The 19,188-nt window shown below is 57.2% G+C and carries 14 protein-coding genes; 2 read left to right on the top strand and 12 right to left on the bottom strand.

Annotation, left to right across the window (positions count from 1 at the left end):
* Positions 1-14: 14 nt before the first annotated feature.
* From glgP to asd, 6 genes are all read right to left on the bottom strand, one after another.
* Positions 15-2,462 (bottom strand): glycogen phosphorylase, encoded by a 2,448-nt coding sequence (gene glgP / locus ACQG2Q_RS23855; protein WP_023307123.1) that lies wholly within the window; start codon positions 2,460-2,462, stop codon positions 15-17.
* An 18-nt stretch (positions 2,463-2,480) separates the two neighbouring features.
* A complete protein-coding gene (glgA, locus tag ACQG2Q_RS23860) occupies positions 2,481-3,914 on the bottom strand; it encodes a glycogen synthase GlgA (RefSeq protein WP_022649646.1) in 1,434 nt (477 codons plus the stop codon).
* Positions 3,914-5,209 carry a glucose-1-phosphate adenylyltransferase gene (gene glgC, locus ACQG2Q_RS23865; RefSeq protein ID WP_003861582.1) on the bottom strand — a complete coding sequence of 432 codons (1,296 nt, stop codon included), beginning with the start codon at positions 5,207-5,209 and terminating at the stop codon, positions 3,914-3,916. Before glgC ends, glgA begins: the two co-directional genes overlap by 1 nt.
* 17 nt (positions 5,210-5,226) lie before the next feature.
* Positions 5,227-7,200, bottom strand: a complete 1,974-nt coding sequence (glgX, locus tag ACQG2Q_RS23870) for a glycogen debranching protein GlgX (RefSeq protein ID WP_426759273.1) — start codon at positions 7,198-7,200, stop codon at positions 5,227-5,229.
* The gene (gene glgB, locus ACQG2Q_RS23875) at positions 7,197-9,383 is read right to left on the bottom strand and encodes a 1,4-alpha-glucan branching enzyme (protein ID WP_096216870.1); all 2,187 of its coding nucleotides are present in this window, start codon (positions 9,381-9,383) and stop codon (positions 7,197-7,199) included. Before glgB ends, glgX begins: the two co-directional genes overlap by 4 nt.
* 239 nt (positions 9,384-9,622) lie before the next feature.
* Positions 9,623-10,726 (bottom strand): aspartate-semialdehyde dehydrogenase, encoded by a 1,104-nt coding sequence (gene asd / locus ACQG2Q_RS23880; protein WP_022649649.1) that lies wholly within the window; start codon positions 10,724-10,726, stop codon positions 9,623-9,625.
* 178 nt (positions 10,727-10,904) lie between these two features.
* Between asd and yhgN the strand changes: the two genes are divergently transcribed.
* Positions 10,905-11,498, top strand: coding sequence for an NAAT family transporter YhgN (gene yhgN / locus ACQG2Q_RS23885; RefSeq protein WP_003861574.1), 594 nt, complete (start codon positions 10,905-10,907; stop codon positions 11,496-11,498).
* A gap of 105 nt (positions 11,499-11,603) precedes the next feature.
* On the opposite strand, the gene gntU is transcribed toward yhgN, so the two are convergent.
* From gntU to ACQG2Q_RS23910, 5 genes are all read right to left on the bottom strand, one after another.
* Positions 11,604-12,944 carry a gluconate transporter gene (gene gntU / locus ACQG2Q_RS23890; protein ID WP_017693851.1) on the bottom strand — a complete coding sequence of 447 codons (1,341 nt, stop codon included), beginning with the start codon at positions 12,942-12,944 and terminating at the stop codon, positions 11,604-11,606.
* Positions 12,945-12,947: 3 nt separating this feature from the next.
* Positions 12,948-13,475, bottom strand: coding sequence for a gluconokinase (gntK, locus tag ACQG2Q_RS23895; protein ID WP_003861569.1), 528 nt, complete (start codon positions 13,473-13,475; stop codon positions 12,948-12,950).
* A 126-nt stretch (positions 13,476-13,601) separates the two neighbouring features.
* Positions 13,602-14,597, bottom strand: coding sequence for a gluconate operon transcriptional repressor GntR (gene gntR, locus ACQG2Q_RS23900; RefSeq protein ID WP_003861567.1), 996 nt, complete (start codon positions 14,595-14,597; stop codon positions 13,602-13,604).
* A 91-nt stretch (positions 14,598-14,688) separates the two neighbouring features.
* A complete protein-coding gene (locus tag ACQG2Q_RS23905) occupies positions 14,689-15,384 on the bottom strand; it encodes a pirin family protein (RefSeq protein ID WP_003861565.1) in 696 nt (231 codons plus the stop codon).
* A gap of 123 nt (positions 15,385-15,507) precedes the next feature.
* On the bottom strand, positions 15,508-16,545 hold the full coding sequence (locus tag ACQG2Q_RS23910; protein WP_063152524.1) for an oxidoreductase: 1,038 nt from the start codon (positions 16,543-16,545) through the stop codon (positions 15,508-15,510).
* A gap of 257 nt (positions 16,546-16,802) precedes the next feature.
* On the opposite strand from ACQG2Q_RS23910, the gene yhhY reads away from it, so the two are divergent.
* Complete coding sequence (gene yhhY / locus ACQG2Q_RS23915; RefSeq protein ID WP_023298796.1) at positions 16,803-17,291, top strand: N-acetyltransferase; 489 nt, start codon at positions 16,803-16,805, stop codon at positions 17,289-17,291.
* Positions 17,292-17,391: 100 nt separating this feature from the next.
* On the opposite strand, the gene ggt is transcribed toward yhhY, so the two are convergent.
* On the bottom strand, positions 17,392-19,137 hold the full coding sequence (gene ggt / locus ACQG2Q_RS23920) for a gamma-glutamyltransferase (protein ID WP_074169659.1): 1,746 nt from the start codon (positions 19,135-19,137) through the stop codon (positions 17,392-17,394).
* Between the last annotated feature and the right edge of the window lie 51 nt (positions 19,138-19,188).

Below are 19,188 nucleotides of genomic sequence, written 5' to 3' on the forward strand. Positions count from 1 at the left end.
CACCCGGCTTTGTTTTACAACCTCACCGGATCAATATGCCAGATATTCTCGGCATACTCTTTGATGGTCCTGTCTGACGAGAAGTATCCCATGTTGGCGATGTTATGCATCGCGGCGCTGGTCCACTTCTCCTGCTGACGGTACAGTTCGTCCACCTTATCCTGACAATCCACGTAGCTGCGGTAATCCGCCAGCACCTGATAGTGATCGCCAAAGTTAATCAGCGAGTCCACCAGGTCACGATAGCGCCCAGGCTCCTCAGGGTTAAACACCCCGGTGGCGATTTGCGTCAGCACCTGGCGTAACTCTTCATCCTCTTCATAATACTCACGCGGCGAGTAGCCCTGCTTGCGAAGCGCCTCTACCTCTTCCGCCGTATTCCCGAAGATAAAGATATTCTCCGCGCCCACATGCTCCAGCATTTCGACATTTGCGCCGTCCAGCGTGCCGATGGTCAGCGCGCCGTTCAGGGCAAACTTCATGTTGCTGGTGCCGGATGCTTCCGTCCCCGCCGTGGAAATCTGCTCTGAGAGATCCGCCGCCGGAATAATCAGCTGCGCCAGGCTTACGCTGTAGTTCGGGATAAACACCACTTTCAGCTTGTCGCCAATGTCCGGATCCTGGTTCACGACCTTCGCCACATCGTTGATAAGATGAATGATGTGCTTCGCCATGTAGTACGCGGAGGCCGCCTTACCGGCAAAGATTTTCACGCGCGGCACCCACTCCGCCGTCGGGTCAGCCTTAATGCGGTTGTAGTGAGTGATGACGTGCAGGACGTTCATCAGCTGACGCTTGTACTCGTGGATACGTTTGATCTGCACGTCGAACAGCGCTTTCGGGTTCGCCACCACGTTGAGATGCATCGCCAGCCAGACTGACAGCCGTTTCTTGTTCAGCAGCTTGGCTTCCCGCACGGCTTTGTTCACCGTCGGAAAATCAATGTGTTGTTCAAGCTCGCTCAGCTGGCTCAAATCGGTGCGCCAGGTGCGGCCGATATTTTCGTCCAGCACGTCAGACAGCGGCTGGTTCGCCAGCGCCAGCCAGCGGCGCGGGGTGACGCCGTTGGTCACGTTGCAGAAACGCGTCGGGAAGATCTTCGCAAAGTCTGCAAACAGCGACTGCACCATCAGGTTCGAATGCAGCTCTGAAACCCCGTTGACCTTATGGCTGATCACCACCGCCAGCCAGGCCATGCGTACGCGGCGACCATTGGATTCATCAATGATCGAGGCGCGGCTCAGCAGGCCGGTATCGTTCGGGTACTGCTCCTGCAAGGTCTTGAGGAAGTAGTCGTTGATCTCGAAGATGATTTGCAGGTGGCGCGGCAGAATTTTGCCGAGCATATCCACCGGCCACGTCTCCAGCGCTTCACTCATCAGCGTATGGTTGGTGTACGAGAACACCTGGCAGGTCACTTCAAACGCGTCATCCCAGCTGAACTTATGCTCGTCAATCAGCAGGCGCATCAGCTCAGGGATCGACAGCACCGGATGGGTATCGTTGAGGTGAATCGCGGTTTTTTCCGCCAGATTCGCATAGGTTTTGTGCAGCTGATAGTGACGGCTAAGGATATCCTGAATCGTTGCCGAGACGAGGAAATACTCCTGACGCAGACGCAGCTCGCGGCCCGAGTAGGTCGAGTCATCCGGATACAGGACGCGGGACACGTTCTCAGAGTGGTTTTTATCTTCCACCGCCGCGAAGTAGTCGCCCTGATTGAATTTACCGAGGTTGATTTCGCTACTGGCCTGCGCGTTCCACAGACGCAGCGTGTTGGTCGCATCGGTGTCGTAGCCGGGTATAATCTGGTCATAGGCCACGGCGAGGATCTCTTCGGTTTCCACCCAGCGGGATTTTTTCCCTTCCTGCTGAATACGCCCGCCAAAACGCACCTTGTAGCGCGTGTTGTGGCGCTTGAACTCCCACGGGTTACCGTACTCCAGCCAGTAGTCCGGCGACTCTTTCTGACGCCCATCAACGATGTTCTGCTTGAACATGCCGTAGTCGTAGCGAATACCGTACCCGCGTCCCGGCAGCGCCAGCGTCGCCAGTGAATCGAGGAAGCAGGCGGCAAGACGCCCGAGACCACCGTTACCCAGCCCCGGGTCGTTCTCTTCGTCAATCAGCTCTTCTAAGTCCAGCCCCATCTCTTCCAGTGCGTTTTTGACGTCGTCATAAATCCCGAGCGATAACAGCGCATTGGAGAGGGTGCGACCAATCAAAAACTCCATCGACAGGTAATACACCTGTCGCGTCTCCTGCGAGAGCTGTGCGCGGTTGGAGCGCAGCCAGCGTTCGACCATACGGTCACGCACCGCAAACAGCGTGGCGTTCAGCCACTCATGTTTGTTGGCAATAACGGGATCTTTCCCAATGGTAAACATCAGCTTATAGGCGATGGAGTGTTTCAACGCCTCAACGCTGAGCGTGGGGGAAGAGTAGCTAAATGGAGCATTCATATCAGTAACTTCGCCTCGTTACATCAAGCGTTGATAAAGGTCGCGGTAGGACTGCGCCGCAACGTGCCAGCCAAAGTCCATGGACATCGCCTGACGTTGTACGTAACGCCACAGGGATGGACGGGACCACAAGACGAAAGCACGCCGGATCGCCCGAAGTAGCGACCAGGCATTACTGTCCTCGAAAACAAACCCGCTGGCGATACCATCCGCCAGGTTTTCCAGGGAGCTGTCAGACACCGTATCCGCCAGCCCGCCCGTGCGGCGTACCAGCGGCAGCGTGCCGTATTTCAGACCATAGAGCTGCGTCAGGCCGCAGGGCTCGAAACGGCTCGGCACCAGAATCACGTCTGCGCCGCCCATGATGCGGTGCGAGAACGCTTCGTGATAGCCAATCTGCACGCCCACCTGCCCCGGATGTTCCGCCGCGGCCGCGAGGAAACCTTCCTGCAATACCGGGTCGCCCGCGCCGAGCAGCGCAAGCTGCCCACCCTGCTCCAGTAATCCCGGCAGCGCTTCCAGCACCAGATCCAGCCCTTTCTGGCTGGTCAGGCGGCTGACCACCGCAAACAGCGGTACCTTGTCGTTGACCTTCAGCCCCATCGCAATCTGTAGCTGACGCTTGTTCTCCGCTTTGTCCTCCACGGAGTCGCGACCATAGCGCGCTGCCAGCAGGAGGTCCGTTTCCGGATTCCAGATCTGTTCATCCACGCCGTTCAGAATGCCCGACAGACGACCTTCACGGTGGCGCTGTTGCAGCAGCCCTTCCATACCGTAACCGAACTCCGGCTGGGTAATTTCCCGCGCGTAGGTTGGGCTGACCGCCGTGATGTGGTCGGCGTAGTACAGACCGGCCTTCAGGAACGAAATCTGTCCGTTAAACTCCAGTCCGTGCATGTTAAAGAACGACCATGGCAGATCGATGTCATTCATATGATGCGCGTAATACATGCCCTGATACGCCAGGTTGTGCACCGTAAACACCGATTTCGCCGGGTGTCCTTTCGCCGCCAGATACGCAGGAGCCAGCCCCGCATGCCAGTCGTGCGCGTGCACCACGTTCGGACGCCAGAACGGATCCAGCCCGACGGCCATCTCCGCCCCCACCCAGCCGAGCAGGGCAAAGCGCAGCACGTTATCGGTATAGGCGTACAGGTTGGTATCGTGATACGGGCTGCCGGGTCGGTCGTATAAATGCGGCGCATCAATCAGGTAAATCCCTACGCCATTGTAATGTCCAAACAGCAGGGTGATACGTCCCGCGAAGGTCTCGCGGCGGGTAACAACCTTCGCATCGGGAATACCACGCCGGATATCCGGAAAAGCGGGTAACAACACGCGGGTATCCACCCCTCCGGCAATTTGCGCCGCCGGTAATGCACCAAGAACATCCGCCAGTCCGCCCGTTTTTAACAACGGGAACATCTCAGAACATACGTGTAAAACCTGCATCATCGCTCCTGTTTGATTTGCAGCTTCCGCAACATTTCCCGTGTTACTAACACGATCCCCTCTTCCGATCGGTAGAAACGACGTGCATCTTCTTCCGCGTTTTCCCCAATCACCATCCCTTCGGGAATGACGCAGGCACGGTCGATAACGCAGCGACGCAGACGACATGAGCGCCCTACCCAGACATCCGGCAGCAGGACTGCCGAATCGATATTACAGAATGAGTTTATACGCACGCGCGGGAACAGCACGGACTGCACCACCACCGAACCGGAGATAATGCACCCGCCAGAGACCAGCGAGTTCAGCGTCATACCGTGGCTGCCGGAGCGATCCTGGACGAACTTCGCCGGCGGCAGCGATTCCATATGGGTGCGAATCGGCCAGTTCTGGTCGTACATATCCAGTTCAGGCGTCACAGATGCCAAATCGAGGTTGGCTTTCCAGTAGGCTTCCAGCGTGCCGACGTCGCGCCAGTAAGGTTCCGCATTTGGATCGGACTGCACGCAGGACAATGGGAAAGGATGTGCATACGCCATGCCAGCTTTGGTAATTTTCGGGATGATGTCTTTACCGAAGTCGTGGCTGGAGTTTTCGTCTTTGTCGTCTTCTTCCAGCAGCTCATAAAGATAATCGGCATCAAAGACATAGATCCCCATGCTGGCGAGCGATTTGGTGTCGTCTCCCGGCATGGTTGGCGGATTCGCCGGTTTTTCGACAAAGTCGATAATCTTGTCATCGCCATCTACATGCATCACGCCAAACGCGGTTGCTTCTGCAACAGGCACCGGCAGACACGCCACGGTGCAGCGCGCACCTTTTTCGACGTGGTCGATCAGCATGTGGGAGTAATCTTGCTTGTAGATATGGTCCCCGGCGAGGATAACGATGTATTCCGCGTTGTAGCGGCGAATGATGTCGAGGTTCTGGGTCACGGCATCCGCCGTGCCGCGGTACCAGTTCTCCCCGTGAACGCGCTGCTGCGCCGGGAGCAGATCGACAAACTCGTTCATCTCTTCGCTGAAGAATGACCAGCCGCGCTGAATGTGCTGCACCAGCGTGTGCGACTGATACTGGGTAATGACGCCAATACGGCGAATGCCTGAGTTCAGGCAGTTGGAGAGTGCAAAATCGATAATACGGAACTTACCACCAAAGTGAACGGCCGGTTTGGCGCGCTTGATGGTCAAATCTTTCAGACGGGTACCACGCCCGCCCGCGAGGATCAGGGCAACTGTTTTTAATGGTAGCTGGCGCGCCAACATTAACGGATCGTTCTTCTCTAATCTAACCATGACTAACTCCTTTTTTATCATCTTTGGAATACGCACACTCCGTGCGCAGGCCCGTGCCAGACAGCCATAACAACCGGATTATCCGCTCCGGCAAAGGGAGGAATGGCTCGCCATTCCCCGTCAGGTAAAACAATCTCTGCGACGTCATCCGTCGCGTTCAGCGTCACCAGCCACGCATCCGAAAGCAGGATTTGCAGACAGGGTATGCCGTGTTGCCACTCTTGCGCGCTTAACGGTTGCGCGTCTTTATTCAGCCAGCGAACGTTGCCGTCGCCCTCTTCCCACCAGCCGTCGGCGGTGAGCGCGGGGATGTGCTGGCGAAGATGGATCAGCGCCGCGGTGAAATGGGTCAACCCGCTGTTCGCTTCTTCCCGGTTGAGCCAGGTCAAGGTGTTGTCCTGGCAATAGGCGTTGTTGTTGCCGTGCTGGCTGTGACCGTGCTCATCGCCCGCCAGCAGCATCGGCGTGCCCTGCGACAACAAAAGCGTCGTCAGCAGCGCATGAACGCTGGCGCGTCGCCGCTCGATCACATCCAGACTTCCGCCTAACCCTTCTATACCATGGTTAAAGCTATGGTTGTTGTTAGTCCCATCGCGATTCTCTTCGCCGTTTGCCTCATTGTGTTTCTGATTGAAACAAACGCAGTCGCGCAGCGTAAAACCGTCGTGCGCCGTCACCAGATTAATGGTGGCCGACGGACGTTTGCCGTCACGCTTAAAGAGATCGCTGGAGCCGGCAAAGCGACCGGCAAACTCCCCCAGCGACAGATCGCGCGTCAGCCAGAAGCGGCGGACGGCATCGCGGAAGTGGTCGTTCCACTCGGCAAACAGCGGCGGGAAGTTCCCCACCTGATAGCCGCCCTCGCCGATGTCCCAGGGCTCCGCAATCAGCTTCACCTTTGAAAGCACCGGACAGTTTTTGATGGCCTCAAACAGCGGCGCCTGCTGGCTGAACGCCGGGGTGCGCCCCATTACCGGCGCCAGGTCGAAACGAAAACCGTCCACGTGGAACGTCTCAACCCAGTATTTCAGGCACGCGTACGCGTAATGCGTAACGGCCGGATGACTGAGGTTGAGGGTGTGACCGCACCCGGTCCAGTTCTCGTAATCGCCGTCGTCCCTGATCCAATAATAGCTACGGTTATCGATTCCGCGCTGTGAGAGCGTCGGGCCATCAAGATCGCTTTCTGCACTGTGGTTCAACACCACGTCCAGAATGACCTCGATACCCGCCGCGTGAAGCGCCTTCACCGCATCGCGAAACTCATCCCGCGCCTTCTCCGGATGCACCGCGTAGCGCGGGTCGAGGGCGAACATCGCCAGCGGGTTGTAGCCCCAGTAGTTGCTTAACCCAAGACGCTGCAGCCGCGGCTCGCTGGCAAAATGCGCCACGGGCAACAGCTCCAGGGCGGTGATCCCTAAGTGCTTCAGGTACGCGACCATCGTCGGATGCCCAAGCGCTTTGTAGGTGCCGCGCATCTCTTTGGGGATTGACGGATGCAGATACGTCAGCCCTTTGACGTGGGCTTCATAAATAACGGTGTTGCCCCACGGCGTGCGCGGCGGGGCATCGTCTTCCCAGTCGTAGAGATCGTGTACCACCACGCTTTTGGGCGCGACGGGTGCGCTGTCGCGGTGGTCTGGTTCGCCGTAGCCAACGTGGAACAGCGGGTCGTCTTTAAACTCGCCGTCCACGCGGTGCGCACATGGGTCAATCAGCAGCTTCGCCGGGTTAAACCAGTGCCCCTGAGAGGGCTCCCAGGGGCCGTGTACGCGAAAACCGTAGTGCATCCCCGGCCGTCCTCCGGGCAGGTAGCCATGCCAGGTATCCCCCGTGCGCGCCGGTAAATCGTAACGGTGTTCGTTACCTTCCCCGTCAAACACACAGAGTTCCACCCGCTCAGCATGGGCAGAAAAGAGCGTAAAGTTCACCCCCTTTCCGTCAAAACTCGCCCCGAGCGGTTCGGGTTTACCTGCCGAGAGCTGCGTCATTCTCCCTCCCGCACCAGCCAGATTGTGCTCAGCGGCGGCAGCGTCAGGCCAAGGGAGTTCGGACGACCGTGGCTTTCGATGGCGTCGCTCTGTACCAGGCCACCGTTACCGGCGTTGCTGCCGTGGTAGTGCATGGAGTCGGTGTTAAGGATTTCGCGCCATTTGCCCGGCTGGTTTATGCCGAAGCGGTAGTGTTCGCGCGGTATCGGCGTGAAGTTGCTGGCAACAATGATCTCGTTACCGGCTTTATCACGTCGTACAAAGACAAACACCGAGCGCTCGTGGTCGTCCACCACCAGCCACTCAAAGCCGTACGGATCGAAGTCCAGCTCGTGCAGCGCTTTGTGGTGGCGATAGGTCAGGTTCAGGTCGCGAACCAGACGCTGCACGCCGTGGTGCCAGTTGTCCACGCCTTCCAGCAGATGCCAGTCAAGGCTGGTGTCGTGGTTCCATTCGCGCCCTTGCGCAAATTCGTTGCCCATAAACAGCAGCTTTTTGCCCGGGAAGGCGAACATCCAGCCGTAATAGGCGCGCAGGTTGGCAAACTTCTGCCACGCGTCCCCCGGCATGCGGTCGAGAACGGATTTCTTGCCGTGTACCACTTCATCGTGCGACAGCGGCAGCATGAAGTTTTCGGTGTAGTTGTAGAGTAGCCCGAAGGTGAGCTTATCGTGGTGATACTGACGATAAACCGGGTCAAGCTTCATGTAGTCGAGCGTGTCGTGCATCCAGCCGAGGTTCCACTTGTACCAGAAGCCCAGGCCGCCCATTGCCGGTGGACGGGAAACGCCCGGGAAGTCGGTTGACTCTTCCGCCATGGTCACGGCGCCTTCCACCTGCTCGCCGATAATGCGGTTGGTGTTGCGCAGAAACTCAATCGCTTCGAGGTTTTCACGCCCGCCATACTCGTTTGGGATCCACTCACCCTCTTTGCGGCTGTAGTCGCGGTAGATCATCGACGCCACTGCATCGACGCGCAGGGCATCAATGCCGAAACGTTCGATCCAGTACAGCGCGTTCCCGACCAGGTAGTTTGACACTTCACGGCGACCGTAGTTGTAGATCAGCGTGTTCCAGTCCTGGTGATAGCCTTCGCGCGGATCGCTGTGCTCGTACAGCTTCGTACCGTCAAACTCTGCCAGCGCAAAATCATCCGACGGGAAGTGGCCCGGCACCCAGTCGAGGATCACGTTCAGTCCGGCGGCGTGCGCGGCATCAATGAAATAGCGGAAGTCATCGCGCGTGCCGAAGCGGCGCGTAGGCGCATATAGCCCGGTCGGCTGATAGCCCCAGCTACCGTCGAACGGGTGTTCGTTGATTGGCAGCAGCTCCAGATGGGTAAAGCCCATCCATTTGGCGTACGGCACCAGCTGGTCCGCCAGCTCGCGATAGCTCAGCCAGAAGTTGTTATCGGTGTGGCGACGCCAGGAGCCGAGATGCACTTCATAGACGGAGATCGGCGCATCAAAGCGGTTGGCCTGCTTGCGCTCCTCGCTCTGGACAACCTTCTCCGGCAGACCGCAAATCAGCGAGGCGGTATTCGGGCGCAGTTCGGCCTCAAAGGCGTACGGGTCGGATTTAATACGCAGCTTGCCGTTGGCATCGATCATCTCGAATTTGTAGAGCTGACCGTTGTGCGCGCCGGGGATAAACAGCTCCCAGATGCCGGTTTCCCGGCGCAGGCGCATGGGGTGACGACGACCGTCCCAGTAGTTGAACTGCCCGACGACGGAGACGCGCTGGGCGTTTGGCGCCCATACGGCAAAGCGCGTGCCGGTGATACCGTCCATGGTATCCGCATGGGCACCCAGCGTTTCGTAGGGGCGTAAATGGGTCCCTTCGGACAGCAGCCAGGCGTCCATCTCTTTTAAGAGCGGGCCGAAGCTATAGGGATCATCAATCAGGTTTTGCTGACCGTGCCAGATAACGGCAAGCTGATAACGAAAAGGATTTTTACGGCGGGGCATGACGCCCGAGAAGAAGCCACGCGAGTCGAGGCATTCCAGATTACCCACCTTGCGGCCGGTTTTGGGTTCGATAACCCACACTTCTGTTGCATCCGGTAACAGCGCCCGAACTTCCAGTCCGGCCTCTGTACGGTGCATCCCTAGCACAGAAAAGGGGTCGGCAAAGTGACCCGCAATAAGCGCATTAATCACGTCTCTCGAAATACGATCGGACATGGTATTCATCCTGTTTTTTTATGTCGCCCTTTTTACGCGCTCCGGGACGACTTTTAATGTGACCTAAACGGTGCAGTTAATCCTCTCTGCTCCGCCCTACCCTCAGGTGAGAAATAAATCTTCCTTAAAGCATAGCCAACGTCGTGGGCCCTCCTGATAAAAAATAAGACATCTGCGTTTTACTCCATGTAGTACGCAAAAAAAGGGGGTGACATTCACCCCCGGTGTTTAACAAATTATTACGCCAGCTGGCGCAGCATGCGGCGCAGCGGCTCGGCGGCACCCCACAGAAGCTGGTCGCCAACGGTGAACGCGGAGAGGTACTCCGGTCCCATGTTCAGCTTGCGCAGGCGGCCAACCGGGGTGGTCAGCGTGCCGGTAACGGCTGCCGGGGTCAGTTCGCGCATGGTGATATCGCGATCGTTTGGCACCACTTTCGCCCACGGGTTGTGCGCAGCCAGCAGCTCTTCCACGGTCGGAATAGACACATCTTTTTTCAGTTTAATGGTGAAAGCCTGGCTGTGGCAGCGCAGCGCGCCGATACGCACGCACAGACCGTCAACCGGAATGGTGTTCGCGGTGGCGAGGATTTTGTTGGTCTCAGCCTGGCCCTTCCACTCTTCGCGGGTCTGGCCGTTATCCAGCTGTTTGTCGATCCACGGGATCAGACCGCCGGCCAGCGGTACGCCAAAGTTATCCACCGGCAACTCGCCACTGCGGGTGAGCTGAGTGACTTTACGCTCGATATCGAGGATCGCGGACGCCGGGTTTGCCAGCTCGGTCGCGACGCTCTGGTGCAGCTGGCCCATCTGGGTCAGCAGCTCGCGCATATGACGCGCGCCGCCGCCGGACGCCGCCTGGTAGGTCGCTACGGAGACCCACTCCACCAGATCCTGTGCGAACAGGCCGCCGAGGGACATCAGCATCAGGCTGACGGTGCAGTTACCGCCAACAAACGTTTTCACGCCGTTGTTCAGGCCGTCGGTAATGACATCCTGGTTAACCGGGTCGAGAATGATGATGGCATCGTCTTTCATACGCAGCGAAGAGGCCGCGTCAATCCAGTAGCCCTGCCAGCCGCTTTCACGCAGCTTCGGATAAATTTCGTTGGTATAATCGCCGCCCTGGCAGGTCACAATAATGTCGAGTGCCTTCAGCGCTTCCAGATCGTAAGCATCCTGCAACGTGCCTGTGGTACCACCAAAGGACGGTGCAGCCTGGCCGAGCTGGGAAGTGGAGAAGAAGACCGGGCGGATGGCGTCGAAATCGCGCTCTTCAACCATGCGTTGCATGAGTACAGAGCCGACCATACCGCGCCAGCCGATAAAACCAACGTTTTTCATAGCATTTTTTTCCTGCAAGGGGTGTGTGCTGATTGTGCAAGCCAGTATTGAACTGGGATATGCTTCACATTACAAAATGCTGCCAAAGTCGCAAGCGAAATTAATCGATGATTGCCCGGCAATCAGAAAAAGTGCTAATCATCGCAATGACCACAATAAGTATCAGGGATAATTTAAGATGAGTGAAATCATTTCCGCAGCGGTTTTATTGATCCTGATTATGGATCCGCTCGGTAATCTGCCGATCTTCATGTCGGTGCTGAAGCACACCGAGCCGAAGCGCCGTCGGGCGATCATGATCCGCGAGCTGCTCATCGCCCTGCTGGTGATGTTTATCTTCCTGTTCGCCGGTGAAAAAATCCTCGCTTTCCTGAACTTACGTGCCGAAACGGTCTCCATTTCCGGCGGGATCATTTTGTTCCTGATTGCCATAAAGATGATTTTCCCGAGCGCGGAAGGCAGCAGCAGCGGCCTGCCTGCGGGTGAAGAACCGTTTATCGTGCCGCTGGCGATTCCGCTGGTCGCCGGGCCAACGATTCTGGCAACGCTGATGCTGCTTTCGCATCAGTATCCGAATCAGATGAGCCATCTGGTCATTGCCCTGCTGATCGCCTGGGGCGGGACATTTATTATCCTGTTGCAGTCGTCGCTGTTCCTGCGCCTGCTGGGCGAGAAAGGGGTGAACGCCCTTGAGCGCCTGATGGGGCTGATTCTGGTGATGATGGCGACGCAGATGTTCCTGGATGGGATCCGGGCATGGATGAAAGGGTGAAGATGTAAAAAAGCCGGGTGGCGCTTACGCTTACCCGGCCTACGGGACCTGATTTTTTTGTAGGTCGGGTAAGGCGAAGCCGCCACCCGACAAAATACGGTCTCGTTAGCTCAGCAGCGTAAACGCAATCATCCCGACAACCGCACCCGTCGTGCCGAGGATAGTTTCCATCAGCGTCCAGGTTTTCAGGGTTTGCGCTTCGGTTGCGCCGGTAAATTTACCGAACAGCCAGAAGCCTGCGTCGTTCACGTGAGATACCACAATTGAACCGCCCGCGATACAGATAGAGAGCGCCGCCATCTGCGCGCCGGAGTAGTTCAGCTGTTCAATCACCGGCATCACCAGCCCCACCGCGGTTAAGCACGCCACGGTCGCGGAGCCCTGAATGATACGCACCGCCGCGGCCAGCACGAAGCAGGTGACCGCAATCGGCAGGCCCATTCCGGTCAGCGCTTCGCCCAGCGCCGGGCCAACGCCGGAATCCACCAGCACCTGCTTGAACACGCCGCCCGCCCCGATCACCAGCAGAATAATACCCGCCGGTTGTAGCGCGGCACCGCATATCTCCATCACGCGATCTTTTGGCATACCCTGACGCATCGCCAGCCCGTAAATCGCGACCAGACACGCCACCAGGATCGCAGTGAACGGATGGCCAATAAATTCGAACCATTCGTAAGCGGTTGACCCCACCGGCACAAAGCGGGCAGCGATGGTTTTCAGGCCCACCAGCACCAGCGGCAGCAGGATCAGCGACAGACTGAAGCCGAAGGACGGCATTTTGCCCTCGCCCAGGTGCGGCTCGGAGATGTCATCCGGAATGTGCAGCTCAACGTAACGGCTAATGAAGTTGCCCCACAGCGGACCGGCGATAATCATCCCCGGGATCGCCGCACACAGGCCAATCAGGATCATCCAGCCAAAGTCAGCATGCATCTGGGAAGCCAGCAGCATCGGCGCAGGCCCCGGCAGCAGAAACGCCGCCGCCGCCGCCACGCCCGCAAACAGCGGAATGACCAGCTTCACGAGGTTGGTACCGGTATGGCGTGCCATGGAGAACGCCACGCTAATCAGCAGCACCACCGCCACTTCAAAGAACAGCGGCAGCGCGCAAATCAGACCAGCCAGACCAATCGCGTAGTGCGCACGGCTGTGTCCGAAGGATTTCAGCATCTTGACGGCAATCTGATCGACCGCGCCCGTCTCGTGCAAAATCTTGCCAAACATCGCGCCGAGCGCGACTACGATGGCCAGGAAGCCGAGCGTGCCGCCCATCCCTTTTTCCATCGTCGCCGCAATTTTGTCGAGCGGCATTCCGGAAAAGAGACCGGCACCAATAGAAACTACCATCAAAGCAACGAAGGCGTGCATACGTGCCTTCATCACTAAAAACAGCAGCAGCAATACGGAACCCACTGCTGTCAAAACTAGCGTTAATGTACTCAAAACTTACTGCCTTTTATTAATAACCTCGATGGTGCTGGCAACAACACCTTCCAGCGGCTGATCGATATCAACCACTAAGACATCCTGTTCGTCAGCCCCCGGCTCCTGCAACGCTTCGAACTGCGTTACCAGCATCTGGGTTTTGAAGAAGTGGCCTTTACGCGCCTTCAGGCGGCTTTCAATTACCCCGAAATCGCCTTTCAGGTAGATGAAAGAGAGGTTCGGGTTGCCATCGCGCAGCAGGTCGCGATAGGTTTTTTTCAGCGCGGAACAGACTATCAGGGAGACTTTATTGGTGCGCTGCATCGCGAACGCGGCATCATTCAGCGCCTGCAACCAGGGTTTGCGGTCGTCGTCATTCAGCGGCTCGCCGGAAGCCATTTTCATGATGTTGCTGCGCGGATGGAGGAAGTCACCATCAAGAAACGCAGCCTGGAGTTGATGCGCCACTTCGCTCGCCACGGCAGATTTACCGCTACCGGACACGCCCATCAGGACGTAAACGTGGTGATCGTGATTAGTCGTGCTCAAAGGGTGTCCCTCAGTCAATTGTTACGGGTAACAGTTATCGGTAACATTGTCCTGCCGGGGCATAAGAGAAGCAATATCCAAACGTGCGCGAAGTGAATAAGTGTGAGCTACTTCAAATTTGTCGGATTAAATAGATCCACCCGGTGACAAGGTGAAACCTAAATCTAACATTTTAGGGGTAACTGCCTCACCACGAATGCGCGCCAGCAGGCGTTCTGCACCAATGCGGCCCATGCGTTCACGCGGGGTCAGGACGCTTGCCAGACGCGGCTCCATCACCTGGCCAATGTCGTGGCCGTGGAAGCCGGCAATCGCCATATCATCCGGGATTTTTAAACCCAGACGCTGACACTCAAACGCGGCGCCGACCGCAAGGTCATCGTTGGTACAGAAAATACCGTCCAGTTGCGGATACTCGCGTCGCGCCTGACGCATCAGCTCAATACCCGACGTATAAGAGGAAGATTGCTCCACCATCACGCTGTACGGGGTTAAACCGGCGTCGAGCATCGCCTGCTCGTATCCCTTCTGTTTGATGATAGTACGTTCATCCAGACGCGCACCCAGATAGGCCACATGGCGATGACCGCGGGCGATGATCGCCGCCGTCATCTGACGCGCCGCTTCAAAGTTATCGAACCCCACGGCGATGTCGAGGCACGGCGACTGGCTGTCCATCAGCTCCACCACCGGAATGCCTGCCACTTCAATCATTTTCAGCGTGCGCGGGGTGTGAGTACGTTCCGTTAAAATCAGGCCGTCAATGTTCCAGGAAAGCATCGATTCAAGACGTTCCTCTTCCAGTTCCGGCTTGTACCCATAGTGGGCGAGCATGGTCTGATAACCAAAGGCATCGGTCACGCTTTCGATGCCACGCAGCACTTCAGCGAAAACCTGGTTGGTTAAGGAAGGAAGCAGGACGCCCACCGCACGGCTGGTCGCATTAGAGAGAATATCGGGCGCGCGGTTGGGGATATAACCCAGTTCATCAAGGGCGGCGGCAATCTTGCCACGCAACGCCACGGAAACCTGCTCCGGGTTACGTAAAAAACGGCTGACCGTCATTTTGGTCACACCGACGCGATCGGCGACATCCTGAAGTACGGGGCGTTTCTTTTTCATCGTCCTGAGAAATCTTGAAGTGAGAGATTTGCTCAGTTTATCACGGACAAAGCTCAACCTTCCCCGTTTAAAGGGAAGGTTGAGAAATTATTTAGACCGGCGGCAGATCAAACAGCAGAATTTCACTTTCGCTGTCGGCATGCACGGAGAGCGCCTGCTCATCCCAGACTGCCAGGCCATCGGCGGTGGTGGCTTTGGTGCCGTTGATGGACACCTCGCCTTTCACCACCTGGATCCACACGCGGCGGTTGGCGGCGATCTGGTGCACAGACTGTTCATCTTTCGCCAGCGCCCAGCGGTACAGCTCCATATCCTGATGCACTTTCAGGGAACCTTCACGCGCATCCGGGGAGAGCACCAGCTGTTTACCCTGTTTCGCATCGAAGCGGCGCTGTTCGTAGCGTGGCGTGATGCCGGTCTCTTCTGGAATGATCCAGATTTGATACAGGTGCAGTTTTTCCGTTTTGCTCGGGTTGTACTCAGAGTGACGCACCCCGGTCCCCGCGCTCATAATCTGGAACTCGCCCGCCGGAACCTGCTCTTTATTGCCCATGCTGTCCTGGTGCTCAACCGCCCCTTCCAGCACATAGGTCAGGATTTCCATGTCCTTGTGCGGGTGGGTACCGAAGCCCTGGCCTGCATCAATCACGTCGTCGTTAATGACGCGCAGCGCGGAGAAGCCCATGAAGTTCGGGTCGTAGTAGTCGGCAAACGAGAATGAATGCCATGAGTCCAGCCAGCCATGATTCGCGTGACCACGTTCGTTTGCTTTGCGTAAGTAGATCATTGTTTTCACCCTCAGTTCGTTTCGATGGAGTAAGTGTGGACGCAAACGCTCAGGGATCATAGAGGGTGAAAATTGACTCCTCTGTTCAAAAATTTAGAACAAGCACAAAGGAGCCATTTTTGCTTATCTGGCGAGGGTTACCGTGGCAGGGGAAGCCTGTTCGAAGGCCCTTTCAAGGATTTCCAGGTTCGTCAGAACGTCAGATTCCTTGACGTAATTCGGCATGCCGCTGGAGAGGGTTTCATACAGCGCATCGTAGACGCGTCCATAATCGCCCGTTTCCGGCTTCAGCTCTTCCCTGACCGTCAGGCCCTCGTCGTTCACGTACTCCAGCACGCCCACGGAATCATCTGCCGCAAAGCCCGGTTCGCCCGGCATGATGTTGGCCTTCAGGCTGGTCTCCTGCTGGTCAATACCGTACTTGATAAAGGAGCCTTTCTTGCCGTGAACGATAAATTTCGGGTAGTCGATTTTCACCAGATGACTGGTTTTGACGATGGCTTTCAGGTCGCCGTAGAACAACTGTGCTTCGAAGGTATCGTCCGGATTGGCCTTATTGCGCAGGCTGCGGATGTCGTACGCCACGTGGTCCGGGCGGCCAAACAGGGAGATGATCTGGTCCATGGTGTGTACGCCCAGACCGTAGAACGAACCGTCCTGCGGCAGGCCGGGTTTGGTTTCTGCCACAGGGCGGTAGTAATCGAAGTGGCTTTCGATCTCCACGATCTCGCCGAGCTTGCCGCTTTCGATCGCCTTTTTCGCCGTCAGGAAGCAGCTGTCAAAGCGACGGTTCTGGTAGGGCGTGACGGTCAGCCCTTTGCTTTTCGCCAGCGCAAAGAGTTCCTTCGCTTCGGCGATGGTCGGGGTGAACGGTTTTTCCACCAGCACGTTTTTACCCGCTTCCAGCGCGCGTTTCGCGTAGTCAAAGTGGCTGTCGGCGTGGGTACAGACCACCACCAGCTTCACCTGCGGATCATTTAACACTTCATCAAGATCGCTGGTGAAATGAATATGGGAATACTGCGGAGACTGCTCTTCTGGCTTCGCGCGGCGGCGATAGATATGGGCCACGTGCCAGGTCTCTTTTCGGTTAAGAACATACGGAAGGTGGTAACGCGTGGTGCTTTTGCCAAATCCAATAAATGCACAATGTAGTGTCATGGCTCAGTCCTTTTGGAAGGTTACTGAGTCTAACCATAACAAAAAAAAAGCCAGCGAGAAGCTGGCTAAAGTAATACTGGAAGCAATGTGAGCAATGTCGTGCTTTCAGGTTCCCGTAGGAGGTCTTCCTGAATGCAGAGCAATAATAATCATTCTCATTCGCACTTGTCCAACACTTTTTGCAAAAAATAGCGATTGACTCAACTTTTAAAGTCACTGATGTTGGAAGGGACTTTTAACTGACTGAGGAACAAGGAATGAGTGAGATAGTGATACGCCACGCTGAACCGAAAGATTACGACGCCATTCGTCAGATCCACGCCCAGCCGGAGGTGTACCACAACACGCTACAGGTTCCTCATCCCTCAGAGCAGATGTGGCATGACCGGCTAACCGATCAGCCCGGTATCAAGCAGCTTGTCGCCTGTATTGATGATACCGTCGCCGGGCATCTGTGCATTGCCGTAGCCCAGCGTCCGCGCCGCAGCCACGTTGCCGATTTTGGAATTTGTGTGGGTGCGCAGTGGCAAAACCGGGGCGTCGCCAGCGCGCTGATACGCACCATGATTGATATGTGCGACAACTGGCTGCGCGTCGACCGCATCGAGTTAACGGTGTTTGTCGATAACGCACCGGCAATCGCGGTGTACAAAAAGCACGGGTTTGAGATTGAAGGCACCGGCAGGCGCTATGCCCTGCGCAACGGCGAGTACGTGGACGCGTATTATATGGCGCGTATGAAGTAACCCCTCACCCCGACCCTCTCCCCGAAGGGGCGAGGGAGAAAAGACCGCACCGTGCAATCCCCTCTCCCCTATGGGGAGAGGGTTAGGGTGAGGGGAGCCCTCAATACCCCGCCGTTAAATCATCCACCGACCGTGGGTCCGACGCGCCAAACAGGGCACCGTCCGGCCCGACCATAATGCTCTGGGTGCTGCCCATCGCCTCCTTCACCGCCACCTTCTGCCCGCGCTGCTCAAGCAGCTTGAGGGTATCCGGGCTAAAGCCCTTCTCCACGCGCAACTCGTCCGGCAGCCACTGGTGATGGAAACGCGGCGCATTGGTCGCTTCGGCGACGTTCATCCCAAAGTCGATGCTGTTCACCACCATTTGCAGCACGGTGGTGATAATCCGGCTCCCGCCCGGGCTGCCGGTCACCAGCCAGGTTTTGCCGTCTTTCACCACGATGGTGGGCGACATGGACGACAGCGGGCGCTTCTTCGGCCCGACCGCATTTGCATCGCCGCCGACCAGCCCGTAGACGTTCGGCACGCCCGGCTTGGCCGAGAAGTCATCCATCTCGTTGTTCAGCAAAATACCGCTGTTGCCCGCCACATTCCCGGTGCCGAAGGTGGTGTTGAGCGTGTATGTCACCGCCACCGCGTTTCCGTCTTTGTCCACGACCGAGAAGTGGGTGGTCTGGTTACTTTCATACGGCGCCAGCTTGCCCGGGCGGATCTCGCTGGACGGTTTAGCCTTGTTGATGTCGATCTCATCGGCAATCGATTTGGCATAGGCTTTGTTGGTCAGCGCCTGCCACGGCACCTTCACGAAGTCCGGATCGCCAAGGTATTCCGAGCGGTCCGCGTAGGCGCGCTTTTCCGCCTCCGCCATCACCTGCATGGCATCGGCACTACCGAAGCCGAACTTGTGCATATCGAAGTTTTCCAGAATATTGAGGATCTGCACAATGTGAATGCCCCCGGAGGACGGCGGCGGCATGGAGAAGACCTCGTAGCCGCGATAGGTGCCGCTAATCGGCTCGCGCTCCACCGCCTTATATTCCGCCAGATCCGCTTTGGTGATCAGCCCGCCGTTCTTCTGCATCTCATCCGCAATCTGATCGGCAATCGGCCCCTTATAGAAGGCATCCGGACCGTTTTCGGCAATCAGTTCGAGACTTTTTGCGAGGTTCTTCTGCACCAGCTTATCGCCCTTCTTCAGCGGCTCGCCGTCTTTCCAGAAGATAGCCTTGCTGTTCTCATGATTGGGAATAACTTCGCTGCCGTAGGTTTTGAGGTCGTCCGCCAGCGCGTCGTTGACGACGAAGCCGTCGCGCGCCAGCCTGATGGCAGGCTGCACCACTTTATTCAGCGGCAGCGTGCCGTATTTTTCCAGCGCCAGCGAGAACCCCGCAACGGTGCCCGGCGTGCCGGAGGCAAGGTGCGAGGTCAGGGATTTTTTACTGTCCGGATTACCCTGATCGTCGAGGAACATATCGCGGGAGGCCTGGTTCGGCGCCATCTCACGGAAGTCGATGGCCGTGGTTTTACCGTCTTTCGTGCGCAGCATCATAAACCCGCCGCCGCCCAGGTTCCCCGCCTGTGGATGCGTCACCGCCAGCGCGTACCCGACCGCGACCGCCGCATCCACCGCGTTACCGCCCTGTTTAAGAATATCGACGCCCACCTGAGTTGCCAGCGCGTCAACCGAGGCCACCATGCCATGCGTCGCCCGCACGGGATGAAAAACATCCTCCTCCACGCCGTAAGAGACCGGAGGAGCGGCGGGCGGGTTGGCCGCCACGGTAAATGTGCCGCCTGCCATCAGCGCAGCGATGGCGACCCAGCGCAAAAAGGTTGGTTTCATCATTATTGTTCTCCAGGTGAAGGGGCCTATATTCCCCGCTTAAGCCTGGTTCAC

It is taken from the genome of Enterobacter cloacae complex sp. 370H10, from assembly GCF_050031535.1.
GTDB lineage: Bacteria > Pseudomonadota > Gammaproteobacteria > Enterobacterales > Enterobacteriaceae > Enterobacter > Enterobacter intestinihominis.